Origin of the sequence: Mesorhizobium sp. B2-5-3, assembly GCF_006441005.1 — a bacterium.
In the GTDB taxonomy this organism is placed as follows: domain Bacteria; phylum Pseudomonadota; class Alphaproteobacteria; order Rhizobiales; family Rhizobiaceae; genus Mesorhizobium.
Genome location: NZ_VFUS01000006.1, coordinates 16,443 through 32,182, shown reverse-complemented (window position 1 = coordinate 32,182; position 15,740 = coordinate 16,443). Strand labels below are relative to the sequence as shown.

Annotated in this window: 15 protein-coding genes; 4 read left to right on the top strand and 11 right to left on the bottom strand. The window is 63.8% G+C overall.

Going from position 1 to position 15,740, the window contains the following annotated elements; genetic code table 11:
• Positions 1-118 precede the first annotated feature (118 nt).
• From FJ867_RS15250 to FJ867_RS15235, 4 genes are all read left to right on the top strand, one after another.
• Positions 119-2,242 carry an SMP-30/gluconolactonase/LRE family protein gene (locus FJ867_RS15250; RefSeq protein WP_140728486.1) on the top strand — a complete coding sequence of 708 codons (2,124 nt, stop codon included), beginning with the start codon at positions 119-121 and terminating at the stop codon, positions 2,240-2,242.
• Positions 2,239-3,288 (top strand): hypothetical protein, encoded by a 1,050-nt coding sequence (locus FJ867_RS15245; protein ID WP_140728487.1) that lies wholly within the window; start codon positions 2,239-2,241, stop codon positions 3,286-3,288. The genes FJ867_RS15250 and FJ867_RS15245 overlap by 4 nt, the downstream gene beginning before the upstream one ends.
• Positions 3,288-4,784, top strand: a complete 1,497-nt coding sequence (locus FJ867_RS15240) for a sugar ABC transporter ATP-binding protein (RefSeq protein ID WP_140728488.1) — start codon at positions 3,288-3,290, stop codon at positions 4,782-4,784. The genes FJ867_RS15245 and FJ867_RS15240 overlap by 1 nt, the downstream gene beginning before the upstream one ends.
• Before the next feature lie 258 nt (positions 4,785-5,042).
• A complete protein-coding gene (locus FJ867_RS15235; protein WP_140499869.1) occupies positions 5,043-5,450 on the top strand; it encodes a carboxymuconolactone decarboxylase family protein in 408 nt (135 codons plus the stop codon).
• Between the two features lie 11 nt (positions 5,451-5,461).
• Here the strand turns inward: FJ867_RS15235 and FJ867_RS15230 are convergent, their stop codons facing one another.
• The 11 genes from FJ867_RS15230 to FJ867_RS15180 form a co-directional block, all read right to left on the bottom strand.
• Complete coding sequence (locus FJ867_RS15230) at positions 5,462-6,349, bottom strand: amidohydrolase (protein WP_181165281.1); 888 nt, start codon at positions 6,347-6,349, stop codon at positions 5,462-5,464.
• Complete coding sequence (locus tag FJ867_RS15225) at positions 6,349-7,425, bottom strand: VWA domain-containing protein (protein WP_181165282.1); 1,077 nt, start codon at positions 7,423-7,425, stop codon at positions 6,349-6,351. The genes FJ867_RS15230 and FJ867_RS15225 overlap by 1 nt, the downstream gene beginning before the upstream one ends.
• Positions 7,426-7,526: 101 nt before the next feature.
• Positions 7,527-8,408 carry a MoxR family ATPase gene (locus tag FJ867_RS15220; RefSeq protein WP_140515853.1) on the bottom strand — a complete coding sequence of 294 codons (882 nt, stop codon included), beginning with the start codon at positions 8,406-8,408 and terminating at the stop codon, positions 7,527-7,529.
• 8 nt (positions 8,409-8,416) lie between these two features.
• Entirely contained in the window at positions 8,417-9,421 is a 1,005-nt protein-coding gene (locus tag FJ867_RS29300; protein ID WP_140499865.1) for a molybdopterin cofactor-binding domain-containing protein, read from the bottom strand.
• 1 nt (position 9,422) lies between these two features.
• Positions 9,423-10,790: a xanthine dehydrogenase family protein molybdopterin-binding subunit gene (locus tag FJ867_RS29295; RefSeq protein WP_140557949.1), complete on the bottom strand. Its 1,368-nt coding sequence runs from the start codon at positions 10,788-10,790 to the stop codon at positions 9,423-9,425.
• 10 nt (positions 10,791-10,800) lie between these two features.
• Positions 10,801-11,283 carry a (2Fe-2S)-binding protein gene (locus FJ867_RS15205; protein WP_140499861.1) on the bottom strand — a complete coding sequence of 161 codons (483 nt, stop codon included), beginning with the start codon at positions 11,281-11,283 and terminating at the stop codon, positions 10,801-10,803.
• Between the two features lie 52 nt (positions 11,284-11,335).
• Positions 11,336-12,130, bottom strand: coding sequence for an FAD binding domain-containing protein (locus tag FJ867_RS15200; RefSeq protein WP_140499860.1), 795 nt, complete (start codon positions 12,128-12,130; stop codon positions 11,336-11,338).
• A 10-nt stretch (positions 12,131-12,140) separates the two neighbouring features.
• Positions 12,141-12,584: an SRPBCC family protein gene (locus FJ867_RS15195; RefSeq protein ID WP_140499858.1), complete on the bottom strand. Its 444-nt coding sequence runs from the start codon at positions 12,582-12,584 to the stop codon at positions 12,141-12,143.
• Positions 12,585-12,701: 117 nt separating this feature from the next.
• Entirely contained in the window at positions 12,702-13,529 is an 828-nt protein-coding gene (locus FJ867_RS15190; protein ID WP_140499857.1) for an AraC family transcriptional regulator, read from the bottom strand.
• 177 nt (positions 13,530-13,706) lie between these two features.
• Complete coding sequence (locus tag FJ867_RS15185; RefSeq protein WP_140553834.1) at positions 13,707-14,705, bottom strand: ABC transporter permease; 999 nt, start codon at positions 14,703-14,705, stop codon at positions 13,707-13,709.
• Between the two features lie 61 nt (positions 14,706-14,766).
• Entirely contained in the window at positions 14,767-15,510 is a 744-nt protein-coding gene (locus FJ867_RS15180) for an ATP-binding cassette domain-containing protein (protein ID WP_140500157.1), read from the bottom strand.
• Positions 15,511-15,740: the final 230 nt, after the last annotated feature.

Here is a 15,740-nt window from a genome sequence, read left to right as displayed (position 1 = left end):
GCGTCTTCACGGGGAGAAGGTGCCGGCAGGCGGATGAGGGGCAGCGGCGAAGTTGAGAATTGCTCCGGAGCGATTACCCGGCCACCTTTTTCTCTTCTCTCGCAATAGCAGTGACCTGATGTCCTTTCGCGAACGCCTCCAGGCCTGGCGCTACAATCTCGTGCCCGACCATCTGGTCGGCGAGATACTGACCAAGCGCTGGACCGACAATGCCATTCCCTTCCTGGCACTGGTGGCAACACTCGGCGTGTTCGGTTCGATCATTCCGGGCTTCTTCAAACTGACCTCGCTGCAGGAATCGACCCGCCAGCTCGGTGAATTCTCGATGGTCGTCACCGGCATGACGGTGGTGATGCTTGGCGGCGGCATCGACCTGTCGGTCGGCTCGATCTTTGCGCTGTCCTGCTTTTCGGCCGTCTATGTCTTCTTCATCCTCGAACAGTCGATCTGGCTGGCGCTGGCCGCTTCGCTTGCCGCCGGCCTCGTCTTCGGCGCCGTCAACGGCTATCTCGTCGGATACCTCAGGCTGCGCGCCTTCCTCACCACGCTGGTGACCTTCATTTTCGGGCGGGCGCTGTTCGACATCCTGGTCACCACCTATGCCGCCGATGTGCAGCTGTCCCAAGCCACCTCCGATGTGCTCGACTTCATCGGCGACGGCACCTTCTGGGGCCTGTCGGTCTCGGTGTGGCTGGCCATTATCCTCGCCATCGTCACTCATATCGCGCTGACGCGCTCGCGGCCCGGCTGGCATGTGCTGGCGGTTGGCGGCTCCCGGCGCTCTGCCCACAATGCCGGCATCCGTGTGCGCAGCACCGTGTTCATGACTTATGTCTTCTCAGGCTTCTGCGCCTCGATCGGCGGCTTCCTCATAGCTTGCCGGCTGAGCGGAGCAGGGCCGGGCACCGGCCTCAACCTCGAGATCATGGCGCTGACCGCGGCGGTGGTCGGCGGCGTCAGCCTCGGAGGCGGGCGCGGCTCGGTGATCAAGGGGCTGATGGGCGCCATCATCGTTTTGACCATGACCAACGGCCTGATCAGGCTGGGCTACGGTACCGGCACCAACCAGATGGTGCTGGGCATCATGCTGGCGGTGGCGGTGACGATCGACATCCGCTGGCTGAAGAACCGCCACAAGGTGCTGAACGAGGTCTATGTCGCGCCGGTCTATCTCAGGATGGGCGAGACGCAGTCGGCGGCGCCCGGCTCCGGCACATCATACGAACTCGACGACAGGCTGTCGGGCGCCGACCATATCGGGCTCGGCGAACTGGAGGGACCCGAAGATGTCATCCTCGACCGTGACGACCACCTCTATTGCGGCACGCGCCATGGCGAGATCGTACGCTTCTTCGCACCGGACTATGTGAAGTCGGAAGTGTTCGCTCATATCGGCGGCTTTCCGCTCGGCCTTGCCTTCGACAAATCAGGCAATCTGATCAGTTGTGTCGGCGCCATGGGGCTCTATTCCGTCTCGCCCGATCGTGAGGTCAAACGCCTGTCGGCCGAAACGTCGCGCTCCTGGACATCGGTCGTCGACGACGCACGGCTGCGCGATCCCAACGACTGCGACATTGCACCGGACGGCCGCATCTATTTCACCGACTCGACCAAGCGCTACGACGCGCATGACTGGGCGCTGGATTCGATCGAGAACCGCGCCACCGGCCGCCTGCTGGTCTATGATCCGAAGGACGGATCGACCAGGACGCTGCTCGACGGCTACCGCTACACCAACGGCGTGTGCATGGCGCATGATGGCAAGTCGCTGTTCTTCGCCGAGAGCTGGGCCTGCCGTGTGCATCGCTACTGGCTGGAAGGGCCGAAGGCCGGCACCGCCGAATGCGTCATCCGGGACATGCCGGGCTACCCCGACAACATCAACCGCGCTTCCGACGGCAATTACTGGATGGCGTGGCTCGGCATGCGCACCCCGAGCTTCGACCTGTCGCTGCGCCATCCCGACATGCGCAAGCGCATGACACGGCGGCTGCCGCAGGACGAATGGCTGTTCCCCAACATCAACACCGGGGGCGTGGTGAAATTCACGGAGGAGGGCGACATCGTCGAAGCGATGGGCGACCTCTCGGGCGGCGCGCATCCGATGGTCACCTCGATGCGTGAGCACAAGGGATATCTCTTCGTCGGCGGCATCCTCAACAACCGCATCGGCCGCTACAAGATTGCTGGCGCCGACCCGAATTGGACCAGCCCGGCTTCCTATTGGGGAGCAAAGCCATGATCCTCGATCCGGTCCTGGATATCTTTCGCGGCAAGGCCGTCACCATCCCGCCGCTGGATGGCGCTTTCCGACCCAACACGCAGCTCGACGATGCGCCGGCTTTTGCCGAACTGGCCGAACCGGACAACCTGCTGAGTGCTGGCGACAAGCTGCTCGTTTCCAGCGGCAACGCAGTCTATTCGATTGCCGCCGGAACCGCGCCCAAGCTGGTCGAGACCTTTTCGTCCACCATTTCCGCGCTGGCGCTCTCGCCATCGGGCGAGCTGACGGTCGGATTGGAAAGCGGCAAGCTGCTGGTCGGCGGCAGGGATGTTTCGCTACCGGCCGGTGTCAGCTGCATCAACGCGCTCGCCTATGCCGATGACGGCGCTCTGTGGCTGGCCAATGGTTCGGCCGAATTCGCACCATCACAATGGGCGGCCGACCTGATGAAGAAAGGCGCGTCCGGATCGCTTTGGAAGCAGGATGCGGCAGGCAGGACCTTCCGCAAGGTGGCCGGCGCCATCGCCTTTCCCTATGGGCTCCATCCCATCGGCAGGGATGTGCTGGTGAGCGAGAGCTGGCGCCATCAGTTCATCCGCTTCGAGGCGGCAAGCGGCAGCCGCTCGACGGTGTTGACCCATCTGCCCGGCTATCCCGCGCGGCTGTCGCCGGCAGCCGATGGCGGCGCCTGGCTGACCCTGTTTGCGCCGCGCAACCGGCTGATCGAATTCGTGCTGCAGGAGACGCATTACCGTCAGGACATGATCGAGCAGGTGCCGCCGGCCTATTGGATCGCACCGGCTCTGGCCTCAAGCCGCAGCTTCCTCGAACCGCTGCAATGCGGCGGCATCCGCACGATGGGCATCCACAAGCCCTGGTCGCCGAGCCGCTCCTACGGTCTGGTGGTCAGGCTCGACCAGAACATGCAGCCTCGGTTCAGCCTGCACAGCCGCGCCAACGGCATACGTCACGGCATTTGCAGCGTGGTTGAAAAAGATGGCGAACTGTTCGTCGCCTCGAAGGGCGGCGACTGCGTGTTGGCTGTCGATGCCGGGGGGGGTTGATGGAACCGATCGTGCGCCTGGAGAACATCACCAAAAATTATCGCGGCGTGCCCGCGGTCAAGAATGTCAGCTTCGAATTGCGCAAGGGCGAGATCCACGCGCTGCTCGGCGAAAACGGCGCTGGAAAATCGACGCTGACCAAGATCATCGCCGGAGTGGTCGACGCCAGTTCGGGCAAGATGTTCCACAAGGGACGCGAGATCGCTTACGCCTCGCCGCATGCGGCGCTCGAGGCGGGCATCGCAATGGTGTTCCAGGAGACCAGCCTGGTGCCGTCGATGACGGTGGCGCAGAACCTCTATCTCGGCACCGAGAAATTCCTCAACCGGCTGCGCGGCACCTACATTTCGGCGCAGCAGTTCCTGCAGTCGCTGAATTTTCCGGTCGACCCGAACGCCATGGTGGCGACGCTTGGCGCGGCCAAGCGCCAGATGGTCGAGATCGCGCGCGCCGTGCACCACAATGCCGAGATCATTATCTTCGACGAGCCGACCGCGACGTTGACGCCGGAGGAGAAGCGGCACTTCTTCGCGCTGATTCGGCGGCTCAAGGCGCGCGGCGTCTCCATCGTCTTCATCAGCCATGCGTTGGAGGAGGCGCTGCTGATTGCCGACCGCATCACCATCCTGCGCGATGGCGAGTTGGTCATCACCGACGACACGTCGGCCTTCGATCGCGACCGGATCGTTGCCGCCATGGTCGGGCGCACGCTATCGGGGCAGATCTATCGCCAGCGCGACGAGGCCAAGCTGCGCAAGGCGGGCAAGAAAGTGCTGTCGGTGCAGGATATCTCAATGAGCAATGTCGTGCGCAACAATTCGTTCTCGATCTTCGAAGGCCAGATCACCGGCGTCTTCGGGCTGATCGGCTCCGGCCGCACCGAGACGTTCAAGATCGTGTCCGGCATTTACAAACGCGATTTCCTGCGCGGCGGGGCGATCGAGCTAGACGACAGGCCGGTGCGCTATCTCGTGCCGAGCGAAGCGGTGGCCGACGGCATCGTCTACGTCACGGAGGACCGCAAGAGCGAAGGTATTTTCGAGACGATGGGCATTGCCGAGAACCTGTTCGGCGGGCTGCTGGCGGCCGGCCGCGAAAAAGGCTGGGTGATCAATCAGCAGGAGATGCGCGCGCTCTCCGCCGAATGGACCAAGACGCTGAACATCAGGGCGATCAACGACAATGCGCGCGTGGTCGAGCTTTCCGGCGGCAACCAGCAGAAGGTGGTGATCGGCAAGGGGCTGGTGCAGAAGCCGCGCGTCGTCATCTTCGACGAGCCGACGCGCGGCGTCGATGTCGGCGCCATCGCCGAGATCCACCAGATCATCAACCGGCTAGCCGACCAGGGTCTGGCCGTCGTCGTCATCTCGTCCTACCTGCCGGAGATCATGAACCTGTCCGACCGGATCCTGGTCTGCCGCCAGGGCCGTATCGTCGAGGAGTTTTCGCCGGCCGAGGCGACGGAGGAGAAGATTATGTATGCGGCGGTGCATTAGAGAGTGTGTCGGTATTCAGGTGAGGCCGGCCTGCAAACGCCGACTTCCTGCGCTTCCGGCGCTCACGTACTTCAAGTACGCTCCGCTCCGGTTCTCGGAACCCGTCGTTTTCGACTCGGCCTGACCTGAATCTCGACACACCCTCGCGGTGCTGTTTGCGTCGCAAAAGGCGAATAGGCGAATGAAGTGAATGGATTGGCGGCGGCTGTTCAGCGTCCGATTCAAACGTTCGGCATTGAAAAAACGAAAGGAAACACCATGGCCACCACCAGACTCCTGAGCGATGCCGAGGTGGAGAAAATCCCGGCCTTAAAGGCGGTGTTCGACGACATCCGCGCGACGCGCAAATCCGATTTCGTCAATAATTTCTGGCGCGGGCTGGCCAATGATCCTGCGGCGCTGAAGCGTATCTGGGAACAGCTCAAGGCGGTGATGGTTGCAGACAGTGCGATCGATCCGTTGACCAAGGAGATGATCTACATCGCGGTGTCGACCGCCAATGGCTGCTCCTATTGCGTCCATTCGCACACCGCGGCGGCGCGCGCCAAGGGCATGACAGACGCACAGCATGGCGAACTGGTGTCGATCATCGGGTTGGCGGGACAGACCAACCATCTGGTGACGGCAATGCAGATCCCGGTCGATCCACAGTTCGAGGTGAAGTGAGGAAAGACGCGCTACACCGGCCTGTAAACCTTCTCCGCCGCGTTCCAGAAAATGTCGGCTTCCGCCGCCGTGCCATGCTTCTCCACCGCATCGCGGTGCGCCTTGATCAGTTCGGCGTGGCCGGTCCAGAGCTTCTCGATCGGGAAGTTCGAGCCGAACATCAGATGGTCGCTGCCAAGAATATCGATCGCATTGTCGATGATGTAGGCGATCAGCGCCGGGTCGTTGCGGTGAACGAAGGTGCCGAGGCCAGACAGCTTGGCGTAGAGATTGGGCGCCGCCGACAGTGTGCGCAGGCCGGCCTTCCAGGCTTCGGTGGTTTCCGGTTCCATGCCGGTCAGCATGCCGGCGTGGGTCAGGATGAAATTCGTCTCCGGGTTTTCGCCGACCAGCGTCAGCCCGTCCTTCATCTGGGCGGGGAAGAGCTGCAGGTCGAAGGACAGGCCGTAATCCTTCAGCCGCGCGACGTTGGCGCGGACCTTGGGGTCGATCACCTGGTCGGCCGAGGCGGCGAAGCGGAAGGCCGGAGTCTCGTGCCAGTGCAGTTGCATGCGCACGCCGCGCAGCAGCCTGTATTTCATCAACCGGTCGATCTGCGGCCTGACATCGTCCACCGTCATGTCGGCATAGCCGACGATGGCGTGCGGCCAGCCGGTCTCGTCAGCGGTCTTCTGCAGGAAGGCGACCTCCTTCTCGAAATCCTCCTTGGCCCAATTGGTCTGGACATAGACGGCTTTTTCGACGCCCGAACCTTTTTGGTCGGCCAAAAATTCATCGATCGGATAGTCGCGGCGGATCGGTTCGTAAAGGCCGAAGATGCGCGGCACCATCGGGCCGACCAGCCATGGTTGGTCCTTCTGGCGCCAGATGTGGAAATGCGCGTCGATGGCTTTCTGCATCACGATACCCTTTTCCAGATGGTCGCGGCCGCCGGGGCGGGGCGTGCGAGCGACAGGATGAAATCGGTGAGGCCGGCCAGCGACGAGCCGTCGACCAGATCGTCGAGGTCGGGCAGGATGGCGCGCAGCGCCGCTGTCGCCGGCTGGAAGCGCGGATCGCCGGCCAGCGGGGTCGCCAGCGACAGCCGGAAGGCGCGGGCGCTAAGCCTGCGCATGGCAATCTCCAGTTCGGCATGGTCGCCGCGCTCCAGCGCGTCGGAGAGAATGACGACCGCGGCGCCGCGCGTGAACGACGAAAAGCGCGGCACCGAGAGGAATGCCAGCAGGGTCGGTCCCATGCGGGTGCCGCCATCCCAATCGTCGACCTGGGCCGCCGCGCGCGCCAGCGCCTGATCGCGGTCGCGGATGCGCAATGCCGAGGTGATGCGGGTGAGCCGCGTGCCGAAGGTAAAGATCTCGGCGCGGTCCGCGCCCTGCACGGCGGCATGCGCCAGCTTGAGATAGTCGGCGGTGTGCAGCTTCATCGAGCCGGAGACATCGATCAAGAGCAGCAGTTTGCGCGGCACGGTCTGGCGGCGGCGCAGCAGCGGCGAGGGGACATCGCCATCTGCGCCGACGATTTCCCTGAGCGAGCGGCGCAGGTCGAGCTTGCCGCGCGAATGGGTACGCACGGTGCGGAAGGAACGTCGGGCGGGCAGGGCCGATGACAGCTTTCGGCGAAACGCGGTCAGACTGTCGTCGTCGCGCTGGAAGTCGCGCGAGCTCAACTGCTCCAGGGCGGAAGACAACTCGCCGCCTTCCTGTTTCTGCTCGGCCTCGATCCGTTCGTCGTCGGCACCGCCATCATCCTTGATGCGCGTTTCCTCGTCTGCATCGCCTTCGATCACAGCTGACGCGTTGCCATAGAAATGGCTCTGGAAATGCGCTTCGAATTCGTCGCGGCGGTCAGGCGGCGGCGCTAGTGTGGCCAGGGCCGCCTCACGGATGTCCGCCATCGAGCGCGGCCCCAGCAGGGTCACGGCCTGCATGAAACGGGAGACTTGTTCCGGGGCAATAGCGAAGCCGTAGCGGCGCAGCAGGCGAGCGAAGCTGAGCAAGGGCGTTGCGGCGCGGGGGAGATGTCCGGCAGGACAGAGGGGGGCGCTGTCCCGCCCGCGTTGCTGAATGACGTCGCGGCTCACGCCAGCACCTCGTCGACGATCCGGCCGAGCTCGGGCGCGATGTAGGACAGATCCTCCTCGTCCTTGATCAGCACGCCGATGGCGCGGCGGAAGGCTTCCGGCCATGGACTGCCGCCTTTTTCGAGAATGGTCGCGGCATTGGCCCATTCGACCGCCTCGGCGATGCCGGGCGGCTTGGCGAGTGGACGCGCGCGGATGGTCTGCACGGCTGTGGCCACGGCGCGTGCCGTTGCCTCTGCGACATCGCCGGCGCGCAGCATGATGATGGCCGCCTCACGCTCGGCATCGGGATAGCCAATCCAGTGATAGACGCAACGCCGCCGGAGCGCTTCGGCGAGTTCGCGGGTGCGGTTGGAGGTCAGGATGACGATCGGCTGTGCGGTGGCGCGGATGGTGCCGCGCTCGGGAATGCTGATCTGGAAGTCGGAAAGAAACTCCAACAGCAGCGCCTCGAATTCGTGGTCGGAACGGTCGATCTCGTCGACCAGCAGGATGCGCTGCTCCGGCGCCTTCAGGACCTGCAGCAGCGGGCGGGCGATCAGAAAGCGGTCGTCGTAGATATCGACTTCTTGCTCGCCGGCATGGCGGATGGCGAGCAGCTGGCGCTGGTAGTTCCACTCATAGAGTGCATGCGCGGCGTCTATGCCTTCATAGCATTGCAACCGCACCAGATCGCGGCCGAGCAGCCCGGCGATTGCCTTGGCCGCTTCCGTCTTGCCGACGCCCGGAGCGCCTTCGAGCAGCAGCGGCTTGCCCAGCCGGATCGCCAGGAAGATAGCCGTCGCCAGGCTTTCATCAGCCAGATAATGCGAGGCAGCGAGGCGCTCGGCGACCGCTTCTGGCGAAGTCGCGACCGTTTCGGCGTTTACCTCGGGCATGTCGGTCCTCAGGTCGTCGCTTGCGCCTTGAGCGCACGCAAAATGCGTTCCGGCGTGATCGGTAGCGTGTCGATGCGCACGCCGACAGCGTCGAAAACGGCATTGGCGACCGCCGGAATCTGTGGATTGGCGCACATTTCGCCGGGCCCCTTGGCGCCGTAAGGACCATCTGCCGAGGGCCGCTCCAGCACGATGACCTCGGTTTCGGCCAGATCGCCGGGACCTGGCATCAGATACTGATTGAAGTCGGTGCCGCCGTGGTCACGGCTGGGATAATAGGGCTCGGTCGTTTCGTAGAGCGCGTGGCTGATGCCCATCCAGGAGCCGCCGACCAGCTGCTGCTCGACCATCTTGGGGTTCAGCGCACGGCCGATCTCGAAGACGTTCTTCACCGCCAGCACCGTCACCTCGCCGGTCTCGTCGTCGACCTCGACCTCCGCCACGGTGCAGGCATGCGCGTAGCAGGTCGACGGCTTCATCGCGCCGGTCTCCTTCTCCGGATAGGAGCGCGGGATGAGAAACATGCCGCGTCCCGAGATCGAGCGGCCGCGCTTGAAATGCGCCGAAAGCGCGACGTCGAAGATCGAGATCGATTTCTGCGGCGCCCCTTTCACCAGGATGTTGCCCTGGCCGTCGGTCTCGAGGTCGGAGGCGTTCACCTCCAATTCCTCCGCCGCCACTTCCAGCATCACCTGGCGGGCTTCCCTCGCCGCCTGGATGACGGCGTTGCCGGCGCGGTGCGTGCCGCGCGAGGCGAAAGTGCCCATGCAGTGCGGGCCGGTGTCGGTATCGGCGGTGTCGACGACGACGCGGTCGGTCGGCACGCCGATTGTCTCGGCGCAGATCTGCGCCATGATCTGCTTCATGCCCTGGCCGAGATCGACCGATGATAGGGTCACCATGAAATTGCCGGTTGGGGTCGAATGCACCAGCGCCTGGGTGGGATCGCCGCCAAGGTTCATGCCCGTGGGATAGTTAATCGCGGCGACGCCGCGTCCACGCCTGATCGCCATCTCAAGCTCCCTTCACGTAGGAGGACATTGCCATGTATTTCTCAGCCACGGGCCAGTTGGCCGCGCGCGAGGCCTCCTGCATGCACTCTATGAGGGCCGCCCCTTCGGTCGGCTGGCGATGCGCCTTCATATCGCCGTCGCGATAGGCGTTGATGAAGCGGAATTCGAGCGGATCCATGCCGATCAGCCGCGCCAGCTTGTCCATCTGCACCTCCAGCGCGAAGTCACCGATGGTGACGCCGAAGCCGCGCATGGCGGAGGAGGGGGTGCGGTTGGTGTAGACGCAGTACGTGTCGATCCAGACATTGGGGATGGTGTAGGGGCCGGGATAGTGCCCCGCGCCCTTCTGGGCGCCATAGGGCGAATGGCGGGAGTAGGCGCCGGCGTCGGTGTAGCCGGTGACTTTGCGCGCGACGATGCGGCCGTCCTTCATCACGCCGTCCTTGATGACGACCTTTTCGGCCGCGCGAGGTGACGAGATCTGCATCTCCTCCTCGCGGCTGTAGGTAAAACAGACCGGTCGCCCTGTTAGCTTGGCTCCGAGGATCGCGATCGGTTCGACGATGACATCGACCTTGCCGCCAAAGCCGCCGCCGACCGTGCCGCCGACGAAATGCAGCTTGCTGCCCGGCATCTGCAAAATGATCGACGTGTTGTCGAGGGTGAAGAACATCGCCTGCGTGTTGGTATAGCAGGTGAAGCGGTCATTGCCCTCCGGTGCCACGATACAGCCGGTGGTCTCGGTCGGCGCATGCTCTATCGGCGAGGACTGGTAGCTTTGTTCGAGGACGTAGTCGGCCTCGGCAAACCCCGCCTCGACATCGCCGAAGCGCACCTTGCGGCACTCGCCGCTGTCATAGAGATAGTAGTTCTGGCCGTGATACTCGTTGACGAGGGGCGCGCCGGGCTTCAGCGCTTCCTCCATGTCGAAGACGGCCGGCAGCACCTCGTAGTCGACCTTGACCTTGGCCGCGGCTTCCTGGGCGGCGCGCTCCGTCTCGGCCAGCACCGCCACCACGGCCTCGCCCTTCCAGCGCACCTTGCCGTCGGCCAGAACCGCCTCGTCCTCCGGCCCGATCTGGATCAGGATCAGGATGGTGTAGACATTGTGCGGGACGTCCCTGGCGGTGAGAATTTTCACCACGCCCGGATGTTTTTCCGCTTCGGACGTATCGATCGATCGGATGCGGGCATGATGGTGCGGGCTGCGCACCATCTTCAGATGCAGCATGCCGGGAAAGTTGCGGTCGGCGAAATAGGCGGTTTTGCCGGTGACATGGCCGGGCGAATCCGAGCGGGGCCTCGGCTGGCCGATCTCGTTGAGGTCATCCTTGCGGACGTCCGAAAAATAGCTTTTGCGCAGTTCCATCTTGCTTCCCTCAGGCCGCGTTCTGCGAGTTGGCGCGAGCGGCGGTGAGCACCGCCTGGATGATAGGCTCGTAGCCTGTACAGCGGCATATGTTGCCCGACAGCGCTTCGACGACATCGTCGCGGCTGGGATCGGGCGTGTGGTCGAGCAACACCTTGGCCGCCATGAGCATGCCCGGTGTGCAGAAGCCGCATTGGGTGGCGAAGGCGTCGAGAAAGGCGCGCTGCAGCGGATGCAGGACGCCGCCTTCGGCAAGACCCGATGTGGTGGTGATGGCAGCGCCGTTGCAGGTTTCGGCGAGCGTCAGACAGGACAGCCGGAGCTCACCGTCGACGATCACCGAGCAGGCGCCACAGGTGCCTTGATGGCAGCCGCCCTTCGGCGAAGTGTCGCCGATCTTGTCGCGCAAGGCGTTGAGCAGCGTGGTGCCGCTTTCGACGAATTCGGCCTTCTCAGAACCGTTGAGCGTGAACTGGACGGGAACCTTTGCCATTCTTCCTCCTTGCGCGCCTGCCCCGCAGGGCAAGCGCGCGCCCCGAATGTGACTAGCTGAGCAGCAGCCGACCGAGATGAACCGGCAGCACTTGCGCGCGATACCAGGCGCTGGCGATCGGGTCGGTGATTGGTGCGGTGCCGTCGCCCGCGGCGGCCAGTGCCGAAGCGATGCCGTCCGCGTCCAGTGTCCTGCCGAGCAGCGCTTTTTCGGCTGTCTTGGCTCGCATCGGCCGGTCGGCCATACAACCGAGCGCGATGCGCGCCGAGGATATCGTGCCGTCGCCGGCTTGTTCCAGGATAGCGGCGATACTGAGCACCGAGACGCCCTTGGGCTTTACCCGCGAGACCTTCACGAATCGAAAGCTTCCCTGTGCCGGCCGCGTGAAGCTGACCGAGGTGACGATCGCGCGGCTCCCGCCCCGCTTGGCCAGAAACGCTTCCATCGGCATTTCGCCGTCATTGGTGCTCACCATGGCGTCCAGCGCCAGCAGGGCGACTGCGAAATCGCCATAGGGGCTTGGCGCAAACAGATTGCCGCCGACGGTCGCCATGTTGCGGATCGCCGGACCGCCAACCGCACGCGCGGCCTTGGCAAGCTGGCCGAGCTCGGGATGGCGGGCGATCGCCGCCATGGTCACCGAAGCGCCGATGCGGATCGTGCCGCCGGAGACCGTGATGACCGACAAGGCCGGGTCGGTCGACCTGACAAGGCCGGAGACCGAAACGTCGCCCTCATTGGCGGCGCGCAAGACGAGCGTGCCACCGCCGAGATAGCGCGTGCCGGCGGCTTTCAGCGCCGCGCTGGCGTCTTTCACCGTTGCAAAACTCTGCAATGCCAGCGCCACGGCCCGCTCCTCAACCCTGGCCGGCGAAATGGCTCTTCAGGGCGTTGAAGCCGCCCTGGAAGACATTGGCGCCCATGCCCTCGGCCAGCTTGTCGGCTTCTTCGGGTGCTGCGTCGAAGCTGGCGGTCCATTCGGCATAGGTGCGGTCGCCGTCGGTGACGCGCCGCAATTGCAGCGTAGCCCTGTGGTTGGTGAGCGGCTGCGGCGTTTCCAGGATCGAATAGCTGACGAGGAAATTCTCATCGGAGAAATCGAGCAGCTTTTCGCGCAGCCGCGCGCCGCTGGCCAGCTGGAAGTTGCGCACGCAGCCGATCGTGATGGCGTCCTTGCCGTCCTCGATATGGCTTTCGACCATGCGCGGATGCCAATTCGGCAGTCCGTTGAAGTCGCGGATGCGCGCCCAGACCTTTTCGACCGGCGCGTCGATGACGGTGGAGATGGTGACATCAGCCATATGCTCTTTCCCTTGCAAACATTCTGCTTAGGACGGTAGGCCGACCGTGGTCGCGGTGCTTATCAATGCGTCTTGGGCACGTATCAATCAGTCTGAAAATAGCCGCTTTCCGGCCCGTCAGGACACTGCTCGCGCCGCTTCGCGATAGAGCGTCGGCGGCACGCCGACATGGTCGCGGAAGAAACGCGAGAAATTGCCCTGGGTGGTGAAGCCGAGATTGCAGGCGACCGATATCAGCGGCTCATGCGACCACTGGAGCTGGCGCACCGCTTCCTCCATGCGCAGCGTGTTCCAGTAGACGTTGGGCGTCAAACTGGTCTGTTCCTTGAACAGGGCGAAGAAATGCGGCCGCGACAGGCCGACGCTGCGCGCCACGTCATCGAACGAGATACGCTCGCAGACATTGGCTTTCATCAGCTGGATCGCCTTGCGGACGCGGAAATCCTGCATGGTGTTCACGCGGCCGCGCGGCTCCTGCGGAGCTGAAGCGTCGGCGGCATCCAGCACCGAGTCGATGAAGCGCTCGATCTCGTAACTGGCGACATCGTCGATGCTCTCATTGTCGGTCAGATGATCGAGCAGGCCGGCAGCAGCCTGGTGCAGCCAGGGTTCGAGCGTGATTGCCGCCTGCGCGAAAAGCGGCGCGGACGAGGGCAGGTCACGGCGCCGCCGTGCCCAGTCCGGGTCGATGTAAAAGGCGAGGAACAGGCCTGGGGTGCCGTCCTGCGACAGCACATGGCTATGCGGCTGCAGCGAGTTGATGCCGGCAGCCGTGCCAGGTCCAAGCAGGACCGTCTCACGGCCGATGGTCATCTCGCCGGCGGTGCCTTCCAGCCAGATGATGAGATGTGCCTCGACATGGGCATGGGTGACGAAGTCGCTCGCGACATTCAGGACAGAAACATGTCCGAACCGGCCCCAGTAGAGCCTGATCGCTTCCGTCATGGGTATATCCTCCCGCAGGCGACTGGCCTCCCTTCGCCTGCTTGGGGATTGTGCGGCCGGTTTTCCGTATCCGTCAAGGCATAGCCGCACGCCCGGTATTCGCAGCAGGCCGCTTCAGCCGATTTTCAGACTGAGCGATAGGACCGAAATGAACGCCGCTTCGGCGAAGACAGGCTTTTAGTCGCTTCGCCTGAAGTTGCGGATGCGGTCGAACAGCACCGCCAGCAGGATGGCGCCGCCGATGAAGGTGCCCTGCCAAAAGGCGTTAATGCCGAGCAGGCCGAGGCTGTTGCGGATCACCTCGATGAGGGCGGCACCCACGATGGCGCCGAAGGCGGTGCCGACGCCGCCGGCGAGATTGGCGCCGCCGATGACGGTGGCGGCGATGACTTGCAGCTCCATGCCGTTGCCGAGATTGGTCGTGACGGCGCCCAGCCAGCCGGTCTGGATGATGCCGGCAATTCCCGCCGACAGCGCCGAGATCATGTAGACGGCGACCTTGATCTGGCGCACCGGAACGCCGGTCAGCGTCGCCGCATGCTCGTTGCCGCCAATGGCGAAGATATGCCGGCCGAACTTGGTCCAGCGCAGGATGAAGCCGGTGATCAGCGCCAAAAGGATCATGTAGAGCACCGGATTGGCGATCCCGAACAGCCAGGCGCCGCCGCCCAGCGCCAGCAGCTTGTCGTGATCGGGCCCGAACTGGAAGACGACGGTGTTGTTGGAGGCGACCATGGCGAGGCTGCGGGCGATCGACAGCATGCCGAGCGTCACCACGAAGGGCGGAAAGCCGAGATAGGCGATCAGAATGCCGTTGAAGCCGCCGATGACGAGTGCGGTGGCGATCGAGGCCAGGATGCCGACTTCGATCGAAAACCCTGCATGCATGGTAACGGCCAGCACCATCGAGCAGAGGCACAGCACCGAACCGACCGAGAGGTCGATGCCGCCGGTGATGATGACGAAGGTCATGCCCAGCGCGACAATGGCGACGAAGGTGACGTTGCGGGTGATGTTGAAGAGGTTCTTCGGGGTGGCGAAGGCATCGGTGGCAAAGGACAGGAAGATACAGGCGAGGATGACGGCGATCACCACCCAGAACGTCTGGCTGGAGAGCAGCCGCGACAGAAAACTGTGCTGTTTCTGCGCGATCGTCTGATCAAGGGTGACTGCCATTATCGACCTTTCCTGCCGGCAGCGAAACGCGCCAGCGCAATGAAATCCGGTTTTGCCGCTCTCACACCACCTGCTCGATGGCGCCGGTGATCAGCCCTGTCACTTCCTCGGGCGAACTCGAGGCGATCGCCTTGTCGGCGACTTTCCTGCCGCGCCGCATGACGATGACGCGGTCGGCGACGTCGAAAACGTCGGGCATGCGGTGGCTGATCAGCACCACGGCGATGCCCTGGTCGCGCAAATGGCGAATCAGGTTGAGGACCTCCGCCACCTGGCGGACCGAAATCGCCGCTGTCGGCTCGTCCATCAGCACGATCTTGGCCTGTGACAGCATGGTGCGGGCGATCGCCACCGCCTGGCGCTGACCGCCGGACATCTGCTTGACGAGGTCGCGCGGGCGCGTCTCGGATTTGAGCTCGGCGAATATCTGGCCGGCGCGCTTGTACATGGCGGCATAGTCGAGGATACGGAAGGGCCCGACGCCGCGGCGCAGTTCGCGGCCGAGATAGACATTGGCCGCCGCCGTCAAATTATTGCACAGCGCCAGATCCTGGTGGACGATCTCGATGCCGTGCTGGCGGGCCTCGACCGGCTTGTGCAGGATCAGATCCTTGCCGTCCATCTGCATGGTGCCGTGGCTCGGGCGGAAATTGCCGGCGATCATCTTGACCAGCGTCGACTTGCCGGCGCCGTTGTCACCCATCAGGCCGACGACCTGGCCGGGCTCGATCGACAGCGACACGTCGTTCACCGCCTGGATGGCGCCGAAATGCTTCGAGATGTTGGTGAGTTCGAGAACCGCCACCAGCCTTTTGCCTCCCATGTCTGGCCGTCTGTCCCGGAAGGGGCGACGGCTTCGGTTCGCTACCCCAGCTCCTCCCGGAAGCAGCGACGCGGTCATTTACGCAAATGCCTGCATGGGCGTCAATTGTCTGACGAATAAGATTTGGGCAATTGTCGGACGAATGAGATCCCGCCTTTCGGGAAAAATCCGTTTTGTAGGACAAATAGCAATTGACGTTGGCGGCAAGCCGT